Source organism: Photobacterium sp. TY1-4, assembly GCF_025398175.1.
Lineage (GTDB): Bacteria > Pseudomonadota > Gammaproteobacteria > Enterobacterales > Vibrionaceae > Photobacterium.
Map to the genome: position 1 here is coordinate 1,294,699 of NZ_CP099735.1, position 20,269 is coordinate 1,314,967.

The following is a 20,269-nucleotide window of genomic DNA, read 5'->3' on the forward strand; positions in this document are numbered from 1 at the left end:
ACATGGCACCAAGCTTGCTAAAGATTCCTTATTACAAATCAATCAATAAACCGGCACTGCTTTTAACAGCCGCGGTTTGTAACAGGCGCGGCTTTTAACAAACGCAGCTTTTAACAGGCACAGCTTTCAGTCATCACCCAAAAAACGCCACCCGCTTGAGCGCGCTCCACCGTACAACGCGGTGAAAAAGGAGAGCAGTTCAACGATAATGGCAGTGACCGGCGTGACGTGCAGGGAAGCCGGATTGAAACAAGGATGAAGGGATGAATCTATCAAATCAGGAAAAACGCTGGTTGCCCGTTTGGGGCGCGACCGGAAAATTGGCGATGCACAAGGCCTGCTGGCTCAATCGCTCACGACGCTCACTGCTGACGCAAACCTTTGAAAGTGTCGCCAACAACCGGGTTCAGATCCTGCAATCCTGGGTCAATGCCCAATGGGATTTCCTCGACAATGCCGCCTTGTATGTGGCCACGAAACCGGACAGCGAGCAGCATGAGGTGCTGACCCGCCTGCTGGCGCGCAACAGTGACTTTTCCGAACTCTTTATCGTTCGCGAAAACGGTGAAATCCCCTTCTCCAGTTATCGCCCCCATCGTAATACCCGGCATCCCCAGCCAGCGATCCTAACAAGAGGACTCACGGCGCCATTGCTGCACGGACCCTATCCGGATCCGGCCACCGAGGCGATCGGCCCTTCCAGCTCGGCTTTTCATGATGCCGTCACCCTGATGTTTTACCAGCCGCTTGTCGTCGACAATCAGGTGATCGGTTGTTTGTGCGGCCGGGTGCCCAACGATGTGATGGGCGATCTGATCCAACGGGAAGCCGGCCACATCTACAGCGAATCCGGCGACAACTACATTTTCATGGTCGACTCGCGCCTGAACCCCGACATCCTGCCCGGCACGGCACTCTCGCGCTCCCGTTTTGAAGATGACACTTTTTCCCACGGCGAGAACCTTAAATCCGGCGTCCACACCCAATGGGGAACCGTCAAAATTCACCGTCATACCGAATTTGAAATCCGCTTTACCGATCCGGCCACCCGCGAGCTGCATCCCGGTGTACGGGAGACCATCGCCAACGGCAGCAACCTGTATATCGACTACCCCGGCTACTCGGATTACCGCCATATTCCGGTGATCGGTAAAGGGGTGACATTTCAGCTCAAGGGCTCACCGGATCGCTGGGGCATGATGTGCGAAGCTGATTTGGAAGAAGTGTACCGCCATCGCTCCTTGGCCTTCACGCTCAGCAAACAATACACCCTGGCGCTGATTTTTTCCCTGCTCACGCCGTTGCTGCTGACCCACTGGCTGGCCCTGACGCCGCTACAGCAAGCATTGCTCACCCTGCTGACCATCGTGCTCAGCAGCTTCAGTTTTACCCGGTTGGCTGCCGCGCCGGTCACTCGCAAACTGGAGCGAATGTCGACGGTGATCCAGACCATCGCCGAGGGCAACGGTAACCTCCGGCAGCGGCTGGATACCCGTCAGTTTACCCCGGATGAAACCGGGGACATGGGCCGCTGGATCAACAGCTTTATCGACAACCTGGATGGTATCATGCGCGATATGATCCAGGCGTCCCACGAGGTCCAACAAGTGAGTGAGTCCATGCTCCGGCGCTGCGACAGTGTCGATTTATCGAGCCGGGAAACCGCTGATGCCATCGATGCCATGCTCTCACTGGCCCAAACCCAGCAGCAGGACATTGCCAATGCCAGCATTGCGGCCACCACCATGCAGCAGGAGATGCAAAACACGGTCAATAATGCTCAGCAGGAGTACGAGCAGGCGGTGGGGAACATCAACCGGATCAAGGAGATTGTTCAGGCCTCGGCCCGGAGCGTCAATGATGTGAACAGCCAGATGAAGGAGATCGACGATATCGTCAAACTGATCGCCGACATTACCGACCAGACCAACCTGCTGGCGCTCAATGCAGCTATTGAGGCCGCCCGCGCCGGGGAGCATGGCCGGGGATTTTCAGTGGTGGCCGATGAAGTGCGCAACCTGGCCACCCGAACCTCGCAGGCCGCCAATCACATCGGCAGTATCATGAACAAGCTGCGCCAGGAATCTGAAACGGCGGTGAACTATATGGAGCAAGGGGTGAAAAACGTCGAGCAGAATACAATCCGCCTGGATGACGGCCAGCGCAGCCAGCAACTCCAGCAGGCGGTCGCAGCGATGTTTGACAATATTAACCATATTGCCAGCAACAGCCAGACCCATACCACCACGGCCAGCCGGGCGCATACCAGCACGCAATCCCTTGAAGTGGCTTCCCGGCAGCTCGGTCGGCGCACCACCCTGCTGAAAAATACTCTCCATCAGCTCAACCAGCTGGTCGAGCGGTTTGAAGTCTCTAAAACCGTGTAGGTCGTCAGGTGTGGCGTTGTCGTATGTGGCGCCGTTGTGTAGGTTCGTTCAGTGTGAAATAACTGCTTGTGGAATGGCTGTTTGCGAATTAATTGTTTGCGAAATAGCTGTTTGTGAAATAGCTGCTTGCGAAATAGTTACGTGCGGAATGAACACCAGGAGCACGTCGCTGGCCCGGGCTCAGAATGGGCTGTCTTTATCCAGCTCGCCACAGATGCCGGCGACGGCCAGGGCGAGCGCAGATTTGATGATCTGCTCCTGGCGGGCCAGTTGCATCTGATAAAAGCTGAGATCGGCATCATCGGTCGGCGGGGCGATTTCCAGTTGGACGACCCCCATCGCCTGCACCGAGTTCAATTTTTGAATCGCAGTTAACACCGCCGGATCGGTGAAGCTGTATTCCTTCCCTTCATTGTTGAGGAAATCCCGCAGCTGAATCACCGCTTCAATGTCATGGTACGGATCATCGGCGATCACCCCCAGGCCAAACAGTAACTTGAGCCGAACGGTCAGCTCTCCCAGCGGGCCGGACTGGCCCAGCAACGGCTCAACCACTGATTTCACCGCGAAGTCATCTTTACGGAAAATCCGCTGGATCAGCCGATCAACCGCTTCATCAAACACCTCGACCGAAGTGATAAAAAAACCGCGAACGGTCGGGGAAGCATTGAGACGTTCCAGAATGTCTGATTCTTGATCGCGGTCTACCATAGTCACTTGATTCTCTATTTCACAGGGAAGTGCTGCTGCACTTCTCCTTCGGCATGGGATTATTCCATTTTTAAGTGGTTGGCGACAATGCCATTTCTCTCAATCAATTCAATTCCTTGACGCAACATCCTCTCTTTGGAGCTTTAACAGCAAGGCCGACACCAAGAACGACACGCCAGCCGCTGCCACAATCGACAGGATCACCCCGACATAAGCGCCTTTGGGCGTCAGCAGCAACACCGTCACAATCGAGCCGGGTGAAGCCGGCGAGACAATCCCGGCCTGAAACAGCGTCAGGACAAACGTCCCGGTCATCCCACCGGCAATAGCCGCCAGCAACAGCCGGGGCTTCATCAGAATATAGGGGAAATAGATCTCGTGAATGCCACCGAAAAAGTGGATCAGCACCGCGCCACCAGCCGTCTGCTTGCCGGTCCCGCGTCCGCACCAGAGATAAGCCAGCAAAATGCCTAAGCCCGGTCCCGGATTGGCTTCAACCAGAAAAAACAGCGACTGCCCGGTTGCCGCCGCCTGATTCACCCCGAGCGGCGAAAAAATCCCGTGGTTAATGGCATTATTGAGAAACAGAACTTTGGCCGGCTCAACAAACAAGGCCGTCAGCGGCAGCAGCCCGGCATCCAGCATCAGATTCACGCCCGCGGTCAGAAATGTCGCCAGGGTCGTCATCGCCGGTCCGATAATCAAAAAAGCCAGGATCGCCCCCAGCATACCGATGATCCCGGCTGAAAAATTATTGATCAGCATTTCGAAGCCGCTGCGGATTTTCCCTTCGACCATCCGATCGAACGCCTTAATCGCCCAGCCCCCCAGCGGTCCCAGCACCATCGCACCCATCAGCATCGGAATATCCGTGCCTATCACCGCCCCCATGGTGGTCACCGCCCCCACCACTGCGCCACGTTCTCCCCCGACGAGTTTGCCCCCGGTATAGCCAATCAACAGCGGCAGCAGGTACAGCATCATGGGACTGACCAACTGGGCCAGCGTCTCGTTCGGCCACCAGCCACTGGGGATAAACAGTGCGGTGATCAACCCCCAGGCCAGAAAGGCCCCCATATTGGGAAGCACCATGTTCGACAGAAATCGACCAAAGTGATGAATGTTCCGTTTCATAGCAGGGGTAAACATAATGCGTCCTATTCTGATGAGGTGATGAATATACCGGCTTACTGAAGAGAGCCTGTTGTTCATCTTCAGTATCGAACGAATGAAAAGCAATGACCGCCCGCACAGTTCTCAGCGGGTACTTCTCTTTTCCCTTTCCCTTTCCCTTTCTAAAGTAAGATCCACTTCTTGCCCGGAATCAACTTCGCCGGGAGCCCTGCCCCACGTCCGGCGGTATACAGATCGATTTCACTTTCCAACAAGTACATTGACGTCACATCCAGCCCCATCTCCTGGCAGGCCTGTTTCAACGAGCAAGCGTACCGTTTCAGCGTTTTTTCACTCCAGCGGATTTGATACAGCACTTCCTGCGGGTGCTTGAACACCATCCGCTGAATCACCCCGACCCACCCCGACAAATCGGTGAGAAAGTCCGGATCTACCGTGCCGGGTTTGACGATCACATCTGAGATCCTGAATTGGTGTCCGGCTTGTTTCCTCTCCATACCACGTCATCTCCATCCCGCGTCATCTCTATGCCACAGCAAATCAAAGCATCACATCAAAACAGCAAGGGAAGCATCCGCGACACTTCCCTTGCTGCAGTACAACCGGATTTGCCTGAACTTGATCCCAGGCCCGGTTACAGCACGGCCTGGCTTTCAGTTACAAGTTTAGAAAAATAGCTTCAATTCGCTTGGCTTCCTCACTGTCTGCCGCCAAACCGGTGTAGTGCGCCAGAGTTGCCCGCAGCCCTTTGTCGCCCAACGACTGTTGCAGCTCAATCGCCTGCAGATCATCGTCGTTGACGTATTTGAAGGCCGCGGCGATCCCCTTGAGCAGATAGACATTGCCGGTGCCGTATTCCAGCGTGCCCAGCAGCGGCTTGATCAGGCGATCATTGGCGCCCAGTTTGCGGATCGGCTGACGCCCGACCCGGTCGATTTCATCGCGCAGATGCGGGTTGGCAAACCGGCCGAGAATTTTCTCGATATAAGCCTGGTGCAGCTGGCGATCAAAACCATAGCGGCGGATCAGCACTTCCCCGCTCTCTTCCATCGCCGCTTTCACCTGCGCCCGGATCTCGCCGTCTTCAATCGCATCGCGAATGGTCTCATGGCCCTTCAGCGCGCCGAGATAAGCGGTGATAATGTGCCCGGTATTGAGGGTAAACAGCTTGCGCTCGACAAAGGCCATCAGGTTATCTGTAGTCTCCATCCCCTCGATTGCCGGGATGTCGCCTTTAAACTGTTGCTGGTCGACAATCCATTCGCTAAAGCTTTCGACCGTCACTTCCAGCGGGTCGTTGGCTGCTTCCGACGGCGGCACAATGCGATCGACCGCCGAGTCGACGAAGCCCACCAGCTCATCTGCCTGATCGTGATAAATGGCATTGAGGTGTTGATAGACCTGCGTTTTCAGGTGGGTCGTGCCCCGCACCATGTTTTCACAGGCAATGATGTTTAACGGGCGGTTGTTTCCCGCTTCAAAGCGATGCGTCAGACCGGTGGCGATCGTTTTCGCAATGATGTCCAACACATTCGGACCCACCGCCGTGGTTACCAAGTCGGTATGGATGATCTGCTCAATCACATCCTGACTGGCTGAGTTCACCGCAGTGACGTGGGTGACGGTATCAACCTGACATTTCGTGCCCACCACTTTCACTTTATATGATTGGTCATGGCTGAGTTGGTCCACCAAAGGGGCATCTACGTCGGCAAACGTGACGGCAACATTGGCATCTGAAAGAACTTTACCGATAAAACCGCGGCCGATATTGCCCGCGCCAAAATGAACAGCTTTCATGTGATTTCCTACCCTTAAGACGATTCATATAAGGCCGGCTGGCACGCCGGCCTCCAATGTTTAGAAACAGAGATTTAAAACAAAGATTTAAATCAGAGAGAACCCGGTCGGGATCAGGCCGCTTGCTGGCCCGCCAGAATAGCCAGCACTTCGTTGACATCCCGGGTGCTGGTCAGGCGTGCCACCGCATCCGGATCGTCCAGCGCATTGGTGATCGTGGTGATCACCTGGATATGCTCATCATTTTTGGCGGCAATCCCGATCACCAGTTTTGCCACATCGTCTTCATCGTCGGTGAAAGTCACCCCGGCCGGGTACTGACAAATCACAATCCCGGTTTTCATCACCCGATCTTTTGCTTCAACGGTACCGTGCGGCACCGCAATCGACTCGCCCAGGTAGGTCGGCACCAGCTTTTCCCGTTCAAACATCGCGTCCACGTATTCCGGCTCTGCATAGCCCAGTTTCACCAACTGCTCACCGGCAAAGCGGATTGCTTCCTCTTTGTTGCCTGCGCTCAGGCCAAGATGGATATTCTCTGCCTGGATTCGGAACACCTGTGGTTCCTGTGGTTCCTGTGTATCAAAGCAGTCATCGTTGGCGGCAATCGGTGATACCTGAGCCGACACATCATCATTGGCCGCGTCCGGACCATTAGCCGCGACAATTCGGGTCACCAGATCGGTATACACCTGGCTGTCGAGGAAGTTGGTCAGAGAAATATGGGTTGCATGGGCAGCATGCTTCCGGGCACGCTCCGTCAAATCTTTATGCGTAATCACGATATCCACCTCTTGTGGCAGGCTGTTAATGGCACAGTTAGTCACCTGGATTGTCAGGCCGGCTTCGTTCACTTTCTTGCGCAGCAGGCTGGCCCCCATGGCACTGGAGCCCATTCCGGCATCACAAGCCACAATGATGTTCTGTACTTGGGCCAGGTTGACGTGACCGGCTGGCGCTGCAGCCGGGGCACTTTTTCCTTTCATGCTTTGCATTTTCGATGTCGCCGACGCCAGACTATCGCCTTCATCTTCCGTCTCACGCTGAGTTTTCATCAGGATTGCCGCGACACAGAAGGAGACCGTAGCTGCCGCCAGTACCGAGAGGATCACCCCGGCAAACGAGGCTTTCGGCGTCATCAGCAACACCGCAAAAATCGAGCCCGGCGATGCTGGGGACACAATCCCGGCATTGAACAGAGTCAGGGTGAACACCCCGGTCATCCCACCGGCTATCACTGCCAGGATCAGACGTGGATTCATCAGGATATACGGGAAGTAAATCTCGTGAATTCCGCCGAAGAAGTGAATGATCGACGCACCGCCTGCGGTTTGTTTCGCCGTCCCGCGACCAAACACCATGTAGGCCAGCAACACGCCCAGACCCGGGCCCGGGTTGGCTTCAATCAGGAAGAAAATCGACTGACCCAGCTCATTAGCCTGTTGAATACCCAGCGGCGAGAAAATACCGTGGTTAATCGCATTGTTCAGGAACAGAATTTTCGCCGGCTCAACAAAAATGGAGGTCAGAGGCAACAAGCCAGCTTCAACCAGCAGGTTGACGCCGCCCGCCAGACCGGCAGACAGAATTTTCACGAACGGGCCGATCATCATAAACGCCAGGATGGCACACAGCATCCCGATGATCCCAGCCGAGAAGTTATTGACCAACATCTCAAAGCCGCTTTTGACTTTGCCGTCGACCCAGTTGTCGAACTTCTTGATCGCCCAGCCGCCCATCGGGCCCACCATCATGGCGCCCATAAACATCGGAATATCGGTCCCGACAATGACCCCGGTGGTGGTAATGGCACCGACCACGGCACCGCGATCGCCACCGACCAACTTGCCGCCGGTATAGCCGATCAACAGGGGCAGCAGGTAAGTGATCATCGGGCCGACCAGCTTAGCCAATGCTTCGTTCGGCACCCAGCCGGTTGGAATGAACAATGCAGTGATGAAGCCCCAGGCGATAAACGCGCCAATGTTGGGCATCACCATGTTTGAGAGAAAACGACCAAAATTTTGTATTTTGATCTTTGCATCAGGTGATATCATAAGGATTCCCCGTTTGAGGTTCAGTTTGAAAAATCAGTGTTAGAACGGTTCGCCAAAACCGTTGATTGCTTCGTACCCAATCAATCTATCACAGAATTTCCAGACGGAACTGAGAACGGGTTTTTCGTGATCAGTCTCCGATTTTCCGCCCCCTTTGCAAAAAATTAACGTGATCTCCGTTGCAGAACGCCTTTGTAACTTAGCTACAAAACACCACTTTTGTAAAAATCAATAACAAATTATTGATAGACATCACAGAATTAAAACGATTAAAACTTAAACTCCTTGTGACATAAATCACATTATGAAACTTTTACCTCGATGAGCTTAAGATTGAGTGTGACCTATCTCACATTGATACGTCCGTTCCCCGCGTCAAAATCCTCTCCACGATGCCAGATATGCCATTTTGTAGCTTAATTACATACAACACCGGGTGAATATTCCACATGGGAATCCATCGCCATATGTGATCCGGTGCGAGGGGTAACCAACCTTTCTCATCATCTATACGGCCACTACAGAGCGCTCCGCTCAAAGCTCAAGCGGCCGATCCTGGCACACTGGCTCAGCCAATCGCTCGACATTGATTCATAATACTTCAACGCCGATGCAATCAATTGAGTTGCCTTGGTTGCCGAGGTTTTATTGGCTGCTGAAACGGAAAGCGATTGTCACCCTTGTGAAATGGAAACGTTTGACTCACTCTGATATCGCTATTGATATTTATATTAAACTTATTTTACAGTGCACCCGAGATCATTTAACATTTTGAATGCATACTATAAAAATAATGAACCGCAACACCGTGTTATGATCTCGTCATATATTACCTCCATACTTTAACCGGATTGTTCCGGGCTCCGGAAATCCTCAAGCAACACAGGCGTTCAATGTAACGCTACACGCTGAACGTAACAAAGTTATCAAGCCAAAAAATGAGCTTAACCAATTGATCTTTAATGCATAACTAATATTGACCTCTGGTTTTCTGTGAATAAGATCACTGTACCAACCCCGTATCACGTTACACAGCACTTACAATGCCTTGTTTTTTCGTTACCTAAAGAAACTATAAGTTACACTATGTTACGTCCAGTGTGACGTATCACGCGTAATTATTCCCGCACCTGACTTATGATGATTACCGTGAATTGGAGAGCTCAATAATATAATTCCAATCAACAACAAATAATGATTTTAAAGACAATTTAATTTTAATACGACGTGATCATCATTTTATTTTAATTCGCTATTCAACCGAGTCATTCGGATAGTGATGAAATATATATCCACCTCATGTTCCGGTCTGAATATTATTCTGGCAGGCAGGTTCAGTGCGGCTTGATTGTCACGTCCACAACATATCTCAATCTAATGTTCATCATGAATGGGGGTTCAAATGAACGTGTTTAGTACGATGCAAAAAATGGGGCGCAGCCTCATGCTGCCAGTCGCCTGTATGCCGGCAGCGGGTATCCTGCTGGGTATTGGTGGTAACGCTGAAGTTGCGAAGTTCCTGCCGGACATCGTTGCGCAAGTCATGACCGAAGCCGGTCTGGGTGTATTTGCCAACATGGCGCTGCTGTTTGCCATCGGTGTTGCCCTGGGCTTTACCAAGAACGACGGTGTTGCTGCCCTGGCTGCTGCACTGGGTTACCTGACCATGACCCGCGTCCTGGGCGTGGTGGCTGAAGGCACCGATACCGGTGTATTCGGTGGTGTCATCATGGGTCTGGTTGCTGCACAGCTGTTTAATAAATACCATTCTATCCAGCTACCGACTTACCTGGGCTTCTTCGGCGGTAAACGCTTCGTCCCGATTGTCACATCCCTGGCGGCCTGTGTGGTTGCCGCGATCCTGGCAATTGTCTGGCAGCCAATCGGTGCCGGTATTCAGTCTTTCTCTGAGTGGGCGGCATACCAGTCTCCGGAAGTTGCCTTCGGTATCTACGGCCTTGTTGAGCGTTCGCTGATCCCATTCGGTCTGCACCACATCTGGAACGCACCATTCTTCTACGAAGTCGGTGAGTTCACAACGGCTGCCGGTGAAGTGGTTCGCGGTGAAATCCCTCGCTACCTGGCGGGTGACCCAACAGCCGGTAACCTGGCGGGTGGCTACATGTTCAAGATGTTCGGTCTGCCTGCAGCATGTCTGGCCATGTACATGACCGCAAAACCAGAGAACAAACTGAAAGTTGCGTCAATCCTGGGCTCTGCCGCACTAACTTCTTTCCTGACCGGTATCACCGAACCAATCGAATTCGCGTTCATGTTCGTTGCACCGATTCTGTATGTTGCACACGCACTGCTGGCTGGCTCTGCCTTCGTCGTGATGATTCTGCTGGGCATCAAACACGGCACAACGTTCAGCCACGGCCTGTTTGACTTCACCCTGCTGTTCGGTCACTCCACCAACGGCTGGCTGCTTCCGGTTATCGGTCTGGTTTACGCGGCGATTTACTTCCTGGTCTTCACAGCGCTGATTAAAGCCCTGAACCTGAAAACAGTGGGTCGTGAAGACGAAAAAGAAGCAGCAGCTGACGTGAACACCGCTTCTGACGGCTTGGCGAAAGACATCACCGAAGCCTTCGGTGGCAAAGCCAACATCAAAGATCTGGAAGCGTGTATCACTCGTCTTCGTGTCACCGTACACGATGGCTCAAAAGTGAACTCTGAGCGTCTGAAAGAGCTGGGTGCTGCCGGTGTCTTCGCCAAGGGCGATAACTTCCAGGCAGTCTTCGGAACGCACTCCGAAATCATTAAAGGTCAAATGGAAGCGCTGGCATAATCCATCCGATTCCAAAGATCACTTATCGCAAACCGGGCTAAGCAGCCCGGTTTTTTTTAGCTCAGCGAAAGCCCCAGGGGACACCCGGCAACGCACTGACCCGGTTTCGGCATGACATGCATCTTCCGCACAATAGCCCCCCGCAGCACAGCCCCTGCATCGCAAACCTCGACATTACAAACCTCGGCACCACAAATCTCTACACCGTGGACCCCTACACCACTGACTCCTTCACCACAGACCCTGCACCACAGACCCTGCTCCAGACATTTTCCTCACCACAGGCTCCCCGCACCAGCATGATATCCAGAGCAATTTATCAACAAGCAGCACGTCAATTACCAACTCACACTTTTAAGCCAACACCCTCACCCAATATATGCACTATGATACTTAGTTGTTATATTAGGCATAAGCATGCACTCACTGTGCAGATATACCTATTTTGAGCAATAAGAGATCCCTATTGGCATGAATCACGCCAGCATTCTCGATCTGGTCTACAACGCTGCCCTGCTGCTGGCCATGATCATCATCTACGATATTGCAGCCGGGCGTGGCCATCCTTCCCTCAATCCTGTCCGACAGTTGTTTACCGGCCTGGCCCTGGGGGCCATCGGCATGGTGATCATGCTGACACCCTGGGAATATGCACCGGGGATCATCTTCGATACCCGCTCGGTGCTCCTGAGCATTTCCGGGCTGTTCTTCGGGGCGATTCCGGCCACGGTTGCCATGCTGATCACCGGAAGCCTGCGCTACCTGCAAGGCGGCACGGCTGCGCTGACCGGGATCTCCGTGATTTGGGCTTCCGGCTGCCTGGGCATCGCCTGGCACTACCTGCGGCGACGGCCTTTGAGCGAGCTCACCGTGCGGGAGCTGTACCTGTTCGGGGTCGTCGTCCACCTGGCGATGCTCGGCCTGATGCTGACCCTGCCCTGGGAGGTCGCCCGTCAGGTACTGGCCAGTATCACGTTTCCGGTGCTGTTGATTTACCCGGTGATCACCGTGGCGCTCGGCATGCTGTTTACCCGGCGACTCCAGCGGGATGAAACGGCGGAGGCCCTGCGCGAGAACGAGTTCCTGTTCCGCTCCCAATTCGATTTGGGCAATATCGGGATCGCCATCACCCACCCGGACAAACACTGGCTCCGGGTCAACCCGCGCCTGTGCGACATGCTGGGCTACAGCGAGAAAGAACTGCTGTTGCAGAGCTGGGTCGATATCACCCACCCGGACGATTTGGAAGCGGATCTGGCACAACACCAAGCCATGCTCGAAGACCAAATCCAGGGCTATAGTATGGACAAGCGCTTTATCCGCAAAAACGGCGAACTGCTGTATGCCCATATGACGATTGCCTGCTACCGGGTCGGGGATGACATCCAGTTCTTCATTGCGGGGATCATCGACACCACCGAAAGCAAAGAGGCGGAAGCACAACTGCGGGCAAAGAAAGAGCAACTGGCCTCGGTACTGACCGGGAGTGATCTCGGCTACTGGGACTGGAATATTCAAACCAATGTCATTCAGAGCAACGATCGCTGGGCCGAAATTCTGGAAGCAACCCCCGAAGAGATGAGCCCGGACAGCCAGTTCTGGTTTGACCGGATCCACCCCGATGATCGCCCGTTGGTGCGCCAGTCCCTCACCGATCATCTGGAAGGCCGTACCCCGCAGCATAAAATCGAGTACCGGGTCCTGACCAGACGCGGACATTACAAGTGGATCCTCGACTGCGCCAAAGTCGTCAACTACAGCGAGGACGGCAGCCCGCTGCGCATGTGCGGGACCCAAACCGACATCACCCAACGCAAGGAGGCGGAGGCGTCGATGCAGTTGGCCTCCATGGTGTATCAGAACTGCCATGAAGCCATGGTGGTAACCAACAGCCACGGTCAGATTATCGATACCAACCCGGCGTTTACCACGATGACTGGTTATCAGCCCGATGAAGTGAAAGGCAAGAGCCCGAAGATCCTGGTTTCCCGCCATCAGGACCGCAATATTTTCGACACGCTGGTCGACACCCTGTTTTCAACCGGCTGCTGGCAGGGCGAAATTGACCAGTGCCGCAAGAACGGCAGCACCTATACCGCCTGGCTGAGCATCAACTCCATCTTCAACCCGGACGGCTCTGTCCAGCGTCGGGTGGCGCAATTTTCTGATATTACCGAGAAGAAAAAGTCAGATCAGATCATCTGGAGCCAGGCCAACTTCGATGCCCTGACCGGCTTGCCGAACCGCCATATGTTCCTGAGCCAGTTAGAGCAGGAGCAACGCAAAGCACACCACCATGGCGAACAACTGGCCCTGCTGTTCCTCGATCTGGATCATTTTAAGGAAATCAACGACACCCTCGGCCACCATGTTGGCGACGAGCTGCTCAAGGCCGTAGCCAAGCGCCTGCAACATTGCGTGAAGGAAACCGATACCGTCTCGCGGCTCGGCGGCGACGAGTTTACCGTGATCCTGAGCGGGCAAAAGCATGCCCGTGGTGCGGCGCATGTCTCCCAGCGCATCCTGGCCCAGTTTGCCAAGCCTTTCCATATCGATGTGGAAACCATCTACATTTCACCCAGTATCGGCATCACATTGTTCCCGGAAGACGGCACCGACGCCGACACCCTGTTGAAGAACGCCGATCAGGCGATGTACGCCGCCAAAGGGCAAGGCCGCAACAGCTATCGCTACTTTACCGCCTCGATGCAGGAAGATGCCTTATACCGCCGCAGGCTGGGCAATGAATTGCGTCAGGCGCTCGGCTGCGACCAGCTGGAACTGCACTACCAACCCATCGTCAATTTACGGACCGGTGAAATCATCAAAGCCGAAGCGCTGCTGCGCTGGAAGCATCCGGAACTCGGCTATATCGGACCGGCTGAATTTATTCCGATTGCCGAGGAAACCGGGATGATTGTTGAACTGGGGGATTGGGTATTCCGTCAGGCGGCCCAGCAGGTCGCCATCTGGCGCCGGGATTTCCACCCGGAGTTCCAGATCAGTATCAATAAGTCCCCGCTCCAGTTTCGCGAGCAAGGCAATGATATCCATAGCTGGATTGCACATCTCCATGCACTCGGGCTGCCCGGCCGAGCCATCACCATTGAGATCACCGAAGGCCTGCTGCTTGATGCCAGCCAGACCGTCACCGAAAAACTGTTGGCTTTCCGGGATGCCGGGATCCAGGTGGCGCTGGATGACTTCGGTACCGGTTATTCCTCACTCTCGTATATCAAGAAGTTTGATGTCGACAATATCAAGATTGACCAGTCCTTCGTGCGCAACCTGAGTGCCGACTCCGATGACCTGGCCGTGTGTGAAGCCATTATCGTGATGGCGCATAAACTGGGCCTGGAAGTGGTCGCGGAAGGGATCGAAACAGGCGGCCAGCGCCAGCTTCTGATCAATGCCGGCTGCGATTATGGCCAGGGCATTTTGTTCTCAATGCCGAAACCTGCCGACATGTTCGAAAACTTACTGAACGTCAATCAAGAAGCGGCCCAAAGTCCCAGTGATCTGCCGGCTTAAGCTGCCGTCTTCAAAATCAGTGCAGCATGTGACAACGCAATTCGTACGACGTCTCTGAAAAACAGATGCCATAAAAAACCCCAAGCCCGAAGGCCTGGGGTTTTTCATTTCAGCAAGCTCTATCCGGCAACCAAATCACCCCATTCGGATCACTCTTCTACCAGCTCGTAGAATTGTGCCATCTCGTGCGGGGCAATCCCGTAACCGCCATCCGTCAGGTAACCGCCTTTATAGACAGTCATACCCTGCTCGTTCCAGTCCACGGCGATCTGGGCTGTTTCGCCATTTCGGCTGCCCAACAGTTGCAGCACTTCCTCCGTCACCGGGATCGCCCTGATCGTTTTCACCCGTTGAAACGGCTCGAACTCCGCACTCTGAGGCAGGGCGCCGTAGATCTCAATCCAGGTTTCCATCGGCACCAGCCACTCGTTATAGACCGCCCCGCTGATCGGCACGGGATGGCGGGCAATAACCACCACATTAGTCACGGTGTTTTCCGTTTCCAGCACAGGTTTACCGTGCTCATCAGCAACGAAGGTCGGCAGCATCCGATCCAGCTCACGACGCTGCGGCAAACGGCCGAGCGTCAACGCTTTTTTGCGATAGACCGGCGCTGATTCAAATTGAGCCATCAACACCGGGATCTCCTGAAACACCACCGGCGCCGTTGTTTCTGCAAGCGCCGCGGCTGGGGATGCCTGCCCGGTTTGCGCATCCGTCGCGCTCGCCCCCGATACCCACAACATCGAGGTCAGGGCGGCTGTCAGCAGAAGTTTATTCATGTCTGTTTTCTCTGAGATCAACGATATAACCTGCTATCTTAATCGCATTGGCTGCCACAATACCAGCTTCTGCCGTCTTCCACGCACCTGCGCGGATCAGTTGCACAACAAGACACCAAAGCATTCCCGAACTAGCTGGCAAGCCGTTTGCCCATCGAGACCCCGGCCAGCACCACAGCACCGGCGAGCAGGCCGGCCCCGGCATTGATCAATGCCGGCAGGAGCCAGCCAGCCCCCGGCAAGCGGGCAAGTTGTTCGACAAGGTGCTCGACCCAAACATGGGCGTGCGGAATGCTGTGCATGATGATCCCGCCACCGACCAGGAACATCGCCGCGGTACCAACGACTGCCAGTACTTTCATCAGGTACGGGGCGGCATTGATCAGGCCGCTGCCCAGCACATGGCGCACCGAGCGCCCGGGGTTGCCTTTGACCAGCCAGAGCCCCAAATCATCAAGCTTCACAATCGCCGCCACCAGACCATACACGCCGATGGTCATCAGTAAGGCAATCACACTGACCACCAGCACCTGGGTCGAAAAACTGGCTTCCTGCACCGTTCCCAGCGCAATCACGATGATCTCGGCCGACAGAATAAAATCGGTCCGGATCGCCCCCCGGATTTTCTGTTGCTCAAAGGCCAGAATGTCCTCCGGCTGCTCTGCCTGCGCCAGCTCATCCAGCAGGGCATTTTCCTCCGGTCGGGGAGCGTGCAGCCACTTTTCGGCGATTTTCTCCGCCCCTTCAAAGCACAGGTAAAGCCCCCCGAGCAACAGCAAAGGTGTGATCAGCCAGGGCGCGATCGCACTGATCAGCAACGCCGCCGGAACCAGGATACACTTGTTGCGCAGCGACCCCTTGGCCACCGCCCAGACCACCGGGATTTCCCGCTCGGCCCGAACACCCGCGACCTGCTGGGCATTGAGTGCCAAATCATCCCCGAGCACCCCCGCGGTCTTGCGCGCAGCGACTTTACTCATCACCGCCACATCGTCCAGCACGGTGGCAATATCATCTAGCAAGGTTAACAAACTCGCACCGGCCAAAACCTTCTCCTCATTCTCAGCTATCAGGCAACAGTATAGGCTGCTCGCCACCCTCAATCGGGTCCAGAAAGGTATACACCTTCAGACTATGCACCCACGAGCAACCCGGTTGCAACCGGAAATACCTGAAGCGTATGGACCTGGATCAAACAAACGTGCTACCAGTCCTCACAATTCAGACAACTGAACAGAAAACAACCGCATGACTCGCGCGCCGGGTATTCCTCCACTAAGCTCAGTTATGATTCAAACAGAACAATTGAAGAAAGTTTCAAGCCGTAGAGCGGCGATGGCGCAGATCAACAGACCGGATCAACACAGACCAAACCGCCCCACCCCGCCCGCTTTACTGACGGCCACTTTTCGGGACTCCCCCAGCGGAGATCATTTGACTTCGGTATTTATCAGGGACGCAACGACGCGAAGGTGTTGCACCTATGGCTATTGCCATTGCCTTGATTCTCATTGTGATTGTCTCGGTCCTTTTTCACTTTTACAGTCCGTGGTGGCTGACACCGGCGGCTTCAAACTGGGGTGAAATCGACGATGCCTTGACCCTGACGATTGTGATCACCGGGGTATTTTTCATTGGCATCAATTTGCTGATCGCCTGGCTGGTGATCCGCTATCGCCATCAGCCGGGGCGAAAATCCCACTACCAGCCGGAAAACAAGAAACTCGAAAGCTGGCTGTTCGGCCTCACCGCAATTGGCATTGCCGCACTGCTGGCCCCGGGCCTGGTGGTGTACGGCAAGTTTGTCAGTGTCCCGGAAGATGCCAAATTCGTTGAAGTGGTCGGGGAGCAATGGCGGTGGAGCTTTCGATTCCCGGGACAGGACGAGCAACTGGGCCAGAGCGATATTCGTTTTGTCAGCCCCACCAACCCGCTCGGCCTGGACCCGGACGATCCGGCCGCTGCCGATGACAAGGTGATCCTCAGCCCCGAACTGCACCTGCCGCTGTTTACCCCTTACAAAGTCCTGTTGCGCTCAAAAGATGTATTACACGATTTTAACGTGCCGCAATTTCGCGCCAAGATGGATTTGGTCCCGGGCACCGTCACCCATTTCTGGCTGACCCCGACCCGGCGCGGCACGTTCGACATCCTGTGCGCCGAGCTGTGTGGCGTCGGTCATTTCAATATGCGTGGCCGGGTGGTGGTTGAAGATGACGCCGCTTTCGGTGCCTGGCTGGCCGTCCAGCCCACCTTTGCCGATACCCAACGCCCGCCGGAAGCCGGCGAAGCCACAGATTTAGTCAGCCTCGGCAAAACCCTGTCACAAGTGAACGGCTGCATCGCATGCCACAGCATCGATGGCAAGCCCGGGGTCGGCCCGTCCTGGCTTGGGTTGTACGGTAAAACCGAAACCCTGTCCGATGACACCCAAATCGAGGTGGATGACGCCTACCTGCGCCGCGCCATCCTTAATGCCAATGTCGAAGTCGTCAAAGGCTATCCGGCCATTATGCCGGTCTACCAGTTCAGCGATCAGGAAATCGACGCATTGATCGCGTATATCAAAGCGGTCTCCACGCCATAAACCGGAGGCGGTGCCTCAAGTCAGGACGGGCTCACAGCGAAAGAGAAGGGAGAGATAATGACAGGTTACACAGGGTCGCAACACGGCGACCATCCCCAGTCATTCTGGACCAAATATATCTGGAGCCAGGATCACAAGGTGATTGCGATTCAGTATTCACTCACCGCGATTGCCATGGGCCTGATCGCCCTGGTGCTCTCCTGGCTGATGCGGCTACAACTCGGCTTCCCCGGCGTATTCGAGTTCATTGACCCGGAAACCTATTACCAGTCCCTGACCCTGCACGGGATGATCATGGTGGTCTATCTGCTCACCGCCCTGTTTCTCGGCGGATTCGGTAACTACCTGATCCCGCTGATGGTCGGTGCGCGGGATATGGTATTTCCTTTCCTCAACATGCTTAGCTACTGGTTTTACTTAGTGGCTTCATTGATTCTGGTGGCGAGTTTTTTTGTCAGCGGCGGCCCGACCGGCGCCGGCTGGACCCTTTACCCGCCGCAGGCCATTTTGCCCGGCACCCCCGGCACCGACTGGGGCATTGTACTGATGCTGATCTCACTGGCGGTGTTCATTGTTGCCGCCACCATGGGCGGCCTCAATTATGTCACCACCGTGTTGCAGGCTCGCACCGAAGGGATGACCCTGCTGCGGATGCCGCTGACGGTATGGGGGATTTTCACCGCCTCGATTATGGCGCTGCTGGCATTCCCGGCCCTGCTGGTCAGCGCGATCATGATGCTGTTTGACAAACTGCTGGGATCGAGCTTTTTCATGCCGGCGATCATGTCGATGGGTCAGCAGGCCGATTACGGCGGTGGCAGCCCGATCCTGTTCCAGCACCTGTTCTGGTTCTTCGGTCACCCGGAAGTCTATATCGTCGCCCTGCCTGCCTTCGGGATTGTGTCGGATCTGATCAGCATCCATGCCCGCAAAAACATCTTCGGCTACAAAATGATGGTCTGGGCCATTGTCGGCATCGCCGCCCTGAGCTTTATCGTCTGGGCGCACCATATGTACGTCAGCGGAATGAATCCGTATTTTGGCTTCTTCTTTGCCACCACCACCCTGATCATTGCCGTCCCAACGGCGATTAAGGTCTACAACTGGCTGTTCACCCTGTGGCGCGGCGATATCCATCTCAGCCTGCCGATGCTGTTTGCCATCGCGTTTATCAGCACCTTTATCATCGGCGGCCTGACCGGGCTGTTCCTCGGCAACGTGGTGGTCGATATTCCGCTCTCCGACACCTACTTTGTGATTGCTCACTTTCATATGGTCATGGGCGTGTCGCCGATCCTGGTGATCTTCGGCGGCATCTATCACTGGTATCCGAAAATCACCAGCCGGATGCTGAATCCGGCGATGGGCCATATCCACTTTTGGATCACTTTCCTCGGCACCTATGCGATTTACTTCCCGATGCACTATCTGGGGATCCTGGGCATGCCACGGCGCTACTACGCCTATGAAGACTACAGCTTTATTCCCGAGTCGGCCCAGACCCTCAATGCATTCATCACCATCGCCGCGCTGATTGTCGGGGCCGCCCAGCTGATGTTCCTGTTCAACCTGGCCTGGAGCCTCAAGCACGGCCAGAAAGCTTCAGCCAATCCATGGCGGGCCACCTCGCTGGAATGGCTGACACCGGACACGCCACCGAAACACGGCAACTGGGGCGAACACCTGCCGGTGGTGTATCGCTGGGCATACGATTTCAGCGTCCCGGGACACACGGAAGATTACATTCCGCAAACCACCCCGCCGGATGCACCGCAACCTGAACCCGGAGCCGATCCCGAACCTGACGCCGGGGCAGCACCGGACCCCGGGCCATTATCCCAAACCGATTTAAGGAGCGGCCATGATGAAACCTGATCCCCGCACCACGCCGGCCCGAGCCACCCCAACCCTGAGTCCGGACGGCGATCGCGCATTTGCTCCCCCCATCCGGCGGGCGCCCGCTTCGGCCGGGGTGTGGCTGCTGATGGCCGTGATCACCGTGATGTTTTTCCTGTTCACCGTCGCCTACCGGATCCGGATGAACCTCAGCGACTGGCAGCCGATGAGCGAGCCGTGGCAACTCGGCGTCAGTACCGTGCTGCTGGTGCTGAGTTGCGTCGCGTTGCATCTGTGTTGTCGCAAAGCCGCACTGCTGCCTTCTCTGACAGCCTGCCGTTCGCTGCTGCAACTGGCGGTCGGCCTGACACTGGGATTCGTGCTGGCCCAATTGTGGGTCTGGCAGCAACTGCTTACCCTGAACATCCGGGTCGGGCACAACCCGGCCAACAGCTTTTTCTACCTGCTTACCGGGCTGCACGGCGTGCATATACTGGGCGGGCTGGTTGCCCTCGGCTGGGTGATCTATCACGCCGGTACCCGTCACGGCGACGCCCTCTACCCGTCGCTGCGCTTATGTGCCCGCTACTGGCACTTCTTGCTGCTGATCTGGTTATTTTTACTGGGCCTGTTCCGACTGACCTAAGAGGTAC

12 protein-coding genes and 1 pseudogene are annotated in these 20,269 nt (G+C 55.2%); 6 read left to right on the top strand and 7 right to left on the bottom strand.

Features of this window, described 5'->3' with window-relative positions:
- The first annotated feature begins 263 nt into the window (after nucleotides 1-263).
- Nucleotides 264-2,387 (top strand): methyl-accepting chemotaxis protein, encoded by a 2,124-nt coding sequence (locus NH461_RS22610; protein WP_261603216.1) that lies wholly within the window; start codon nucleotides 264-266, stop codon nucleotides 2,385-2,387.
- A gap of 180 nt (nucleotides 2,388-2,567) precedes the next feature.
- On the opposite strand, the gene NH461_RS22615 is transcribed toward NH461_RS22610, so the two are convergent.
- From NH461_RS22615 to NH461_RS22635, 5 genes and pseudogenes are all read right to left on the bottom strand, one after another.
- On the bottom strand, nucleotides 2,568-3,098 hold the full coding sequence (locus NH461_RS22615) for an MltR family transcriptional regulator (protein ID WP_261604612.1): 531 nt from the start codon (nucleotides 3,096-3,098) through the stop codon (nucleotides 2,568-2,570).
- Nucleotides 3,099-3,233: 135 nt separating this feature from the next.
- Nucleotides 3,234-4,247: pseudogene (locus tag NH461_RS22620) on the bottom strand (PTS mannitol transporter subunit IICBA); the annotation flags it as partial.
- 146 nt (nucleotides 4,248-4,393) lie between these two features.
- Nucleotides 4,394-4,729, bottom strand: a complete 336-nt coding sequence (locus tag NH461_RS22625; protein ID WP_261603217.1) for a hypothetical protein — start codon at nucleotides 4,727-4,729, stop codon at nucleotides 4,394-4,396.
- A 160-nt stretch (nucleotides 4,730-4,889) separates the two neighbouring features.
- Entirely contained in the window at nucleotides 4,890-6,032 is a 1,143-nt protein-coding gene (locus NH461_RS22630; protein WP_261603218.1) for a mannitol-1-phosphate 5-dehydrogenase, read from the bottom strand.
- Between the two features lie 113 nt (nucleotides 6,033-6,145).
- On the bottom strand, nucleotides 6,146-8,089 hold the full coding sequence (locus NH461_RS22635) for a PTS mannitol transporter subunit IICBA (protein ID WP_261603219.1): 1,944 nt from the start codon (nucleotides 8,087-8,089) through the stop codon (nucleotides 6,146-6,148).
- Between the two features lie 1,402 nt (nucleotides 8,090-9,491).
- On the opposite strand from NH461_RS22635, the gene ptsG reads away from it, so the two are divergent.
- Together ptsG and NH461_RS22645 are read left to right on the top strand one after the other, a co-directional pair.
- Nucleotides 9,492-10,880 carry a PTS glucose transporter subunit IIBC gene (ptsG, locus tag NH461_RS22640; protein ID WP_261603220.1) on the top strand — a complete coding sequence of 463 codons (1,389 nt, stop codon included), beginning with the start codon at nucleotides 9,492-9,494 and terminating at the stop codon, nucleotides 10,878-10,880.
- A 471-nt stretch (nucleotides 10,881-11,351) separates the two neighbouring features.
- Nucleotides 11,352-14,411, top strand: coding sequence for an EAL domain-containing protein (locus NH461_RS22645; RefSeq protein ID WP_261603221.1), 3,060 nt, complete (start codon nucleotides 11,352-11,354; stop codon nucleotides 14,409-14,411).
- Between the two features lie 149 nt (nucleotides 14,412-14,560).
- On the opposite strand, the gene NH461_RS22650 is transcribed toward NH461_RS22645, so the two are convergent.
- Complete coding sequence (locus NH461_RS22650) at nucleotides 14,561-15,193, bottom strand: hypothetical protein (RefSeq protein ID WP_261603222.1); 633 nt, start codon at nucleotides 15,191-15,193, stop codon at nucleotides 14,561-14,563.
- 131 nt (nucleotides 15,194-15,324) lie between these two features.
- On the bottom strand, nucleotides 15,325-16,239 hold the full coding sequence (locus tag NH461_RS22655) for a DUF808 domain-containing protein (protein WP_261603223.1): 915 nt from the start codon (nucleotides 16,237-16,239) through the stop codon (nucleotides 15,325-15,327).
- Nucleotides 16,240-16,676: 437 nt separating this feature from the next.
- Between NH461_RS22655 and NH461_RS22660 the strand changes: the two genes are divergently transcribed.
- From NH461_RS22660 to NH461_RS22670, 3 genes are read left to right on the top strand one after another with little or no spacing between them, the layout of a single operon-like run.
- A complete protein-coding gene (locus NH461_RS22660; protein ID WP_261603224.1) occupies nucleotides 16,677-17,780 on the top strand; it encodes a cytochrome c oxidase subunit II in 1,104 nt (367 codons plus the stop codon).
- Between the two features lie 57 nt (nucleotides 17,781-17,837).
- Nucleotides 17,838-19,655: a cytochrome c oxidase subunit I gene (ctaD, locus tag NH461_RS22665; protein ID WP_261603225.1), complete on the top strand. Its 1,818-nt coding sequence runs from the start codon at nucleotides 17,838-17,840 to the stop codon at nucleotides 19,653-19,655.
- Nucleotides 19,642-20,262, top strand: a complete 621-nt coding sequence (locus tag NH461_RS22670; protein WP_261603226.1) for a cytochrome c oxidase subunit 3 — start codon at nucleotides 19,642-19,644, stop codon at nucleotides 20,260-20,262. The genes ctaD and NH461_RS22670 overlap by 14 nt, the downstream gene beginning before the upstream one ends.
- Nucleotides 20,263-20,269 lie beyond the last annotated feature (7 nt).

Bases quoted from the DNA above. Each gene is read 5' to 3' on its own strand.
- NH461_RS22635 (WP_261603219.1), bottom strand. From the start codon at position 8,089: ATGATATCACCTGATGCAAAGATCAAAATACAAAATTTTGGTCGTTTT.
- NH461_RS22645 (WP_261603221.1), top strand. From the start codon at position 11,352: ATGAATCACGCCAGCATTCTCGATCTGGTCTACAACGCTGCCCTGCTG.
- ptsG (WP_261603220.1), top strand. From the start codon at position 9,492: ATGAACGTGTTTAGTACGATGCAAAAAATGGGGCGCAGCCTCATGCTG.
- NH461_RS22670 (WP_261603226.1), top strand. From the start codon at position 19,642: ATGATGAAACCTGATCCCCGCACCACGCCGGCCCGAGCCACCCCAACC.
- NH461_RS22630 (WP_261603218.1), bottom strand. From the start codon at position 6,032: ATGAAAGCTGTTCATTTTGGCGCGGGCAATATCGGCCGCGGTTTTATC.
- NH461_RS22625 (WP_261603217.1), bottom strand. From the start codon at position 4,729: ATGGAGAGGAAACAAGCCGGACACCAATTCAGGATCTCAGATGTGATC.
- NH461_RS22615 (WP_261604612.1), bottom strand. From the start codon at position 3,098: ATGGTAGACCGCGATCAAGAATCAGACATTCTGGAACGTCTCAATGCT.
- ctaD (WP_261603225.1), top strand. From the start codon at position 17,838: ATGACAGGTTACACAGGGTCGCAACACGGCGACCATCCCCAGTCATTC.
- NH461_RS22650 (WP_261603222.1), bottom strand. From the start codon at position 15,193: ATGAATAAACTTCTGCTGACAGCCGCCCTGACCTCGATGTTGTGGGTA.
- NH461_RS22610 (WP_261603216.1), top strand. From the start codon at position 264: ATGAATCTATCAAATCAGGAAAAACGCTGGTTGCCCGTTTGGGGCGCG.
- NH461_RS22660 (WP_261603224.1), top strand. From the start codon at position 16,677: ATGGCTATTGCCATTGCCTTGATTCTCATTGTGATTGTCTCGGTCCTT.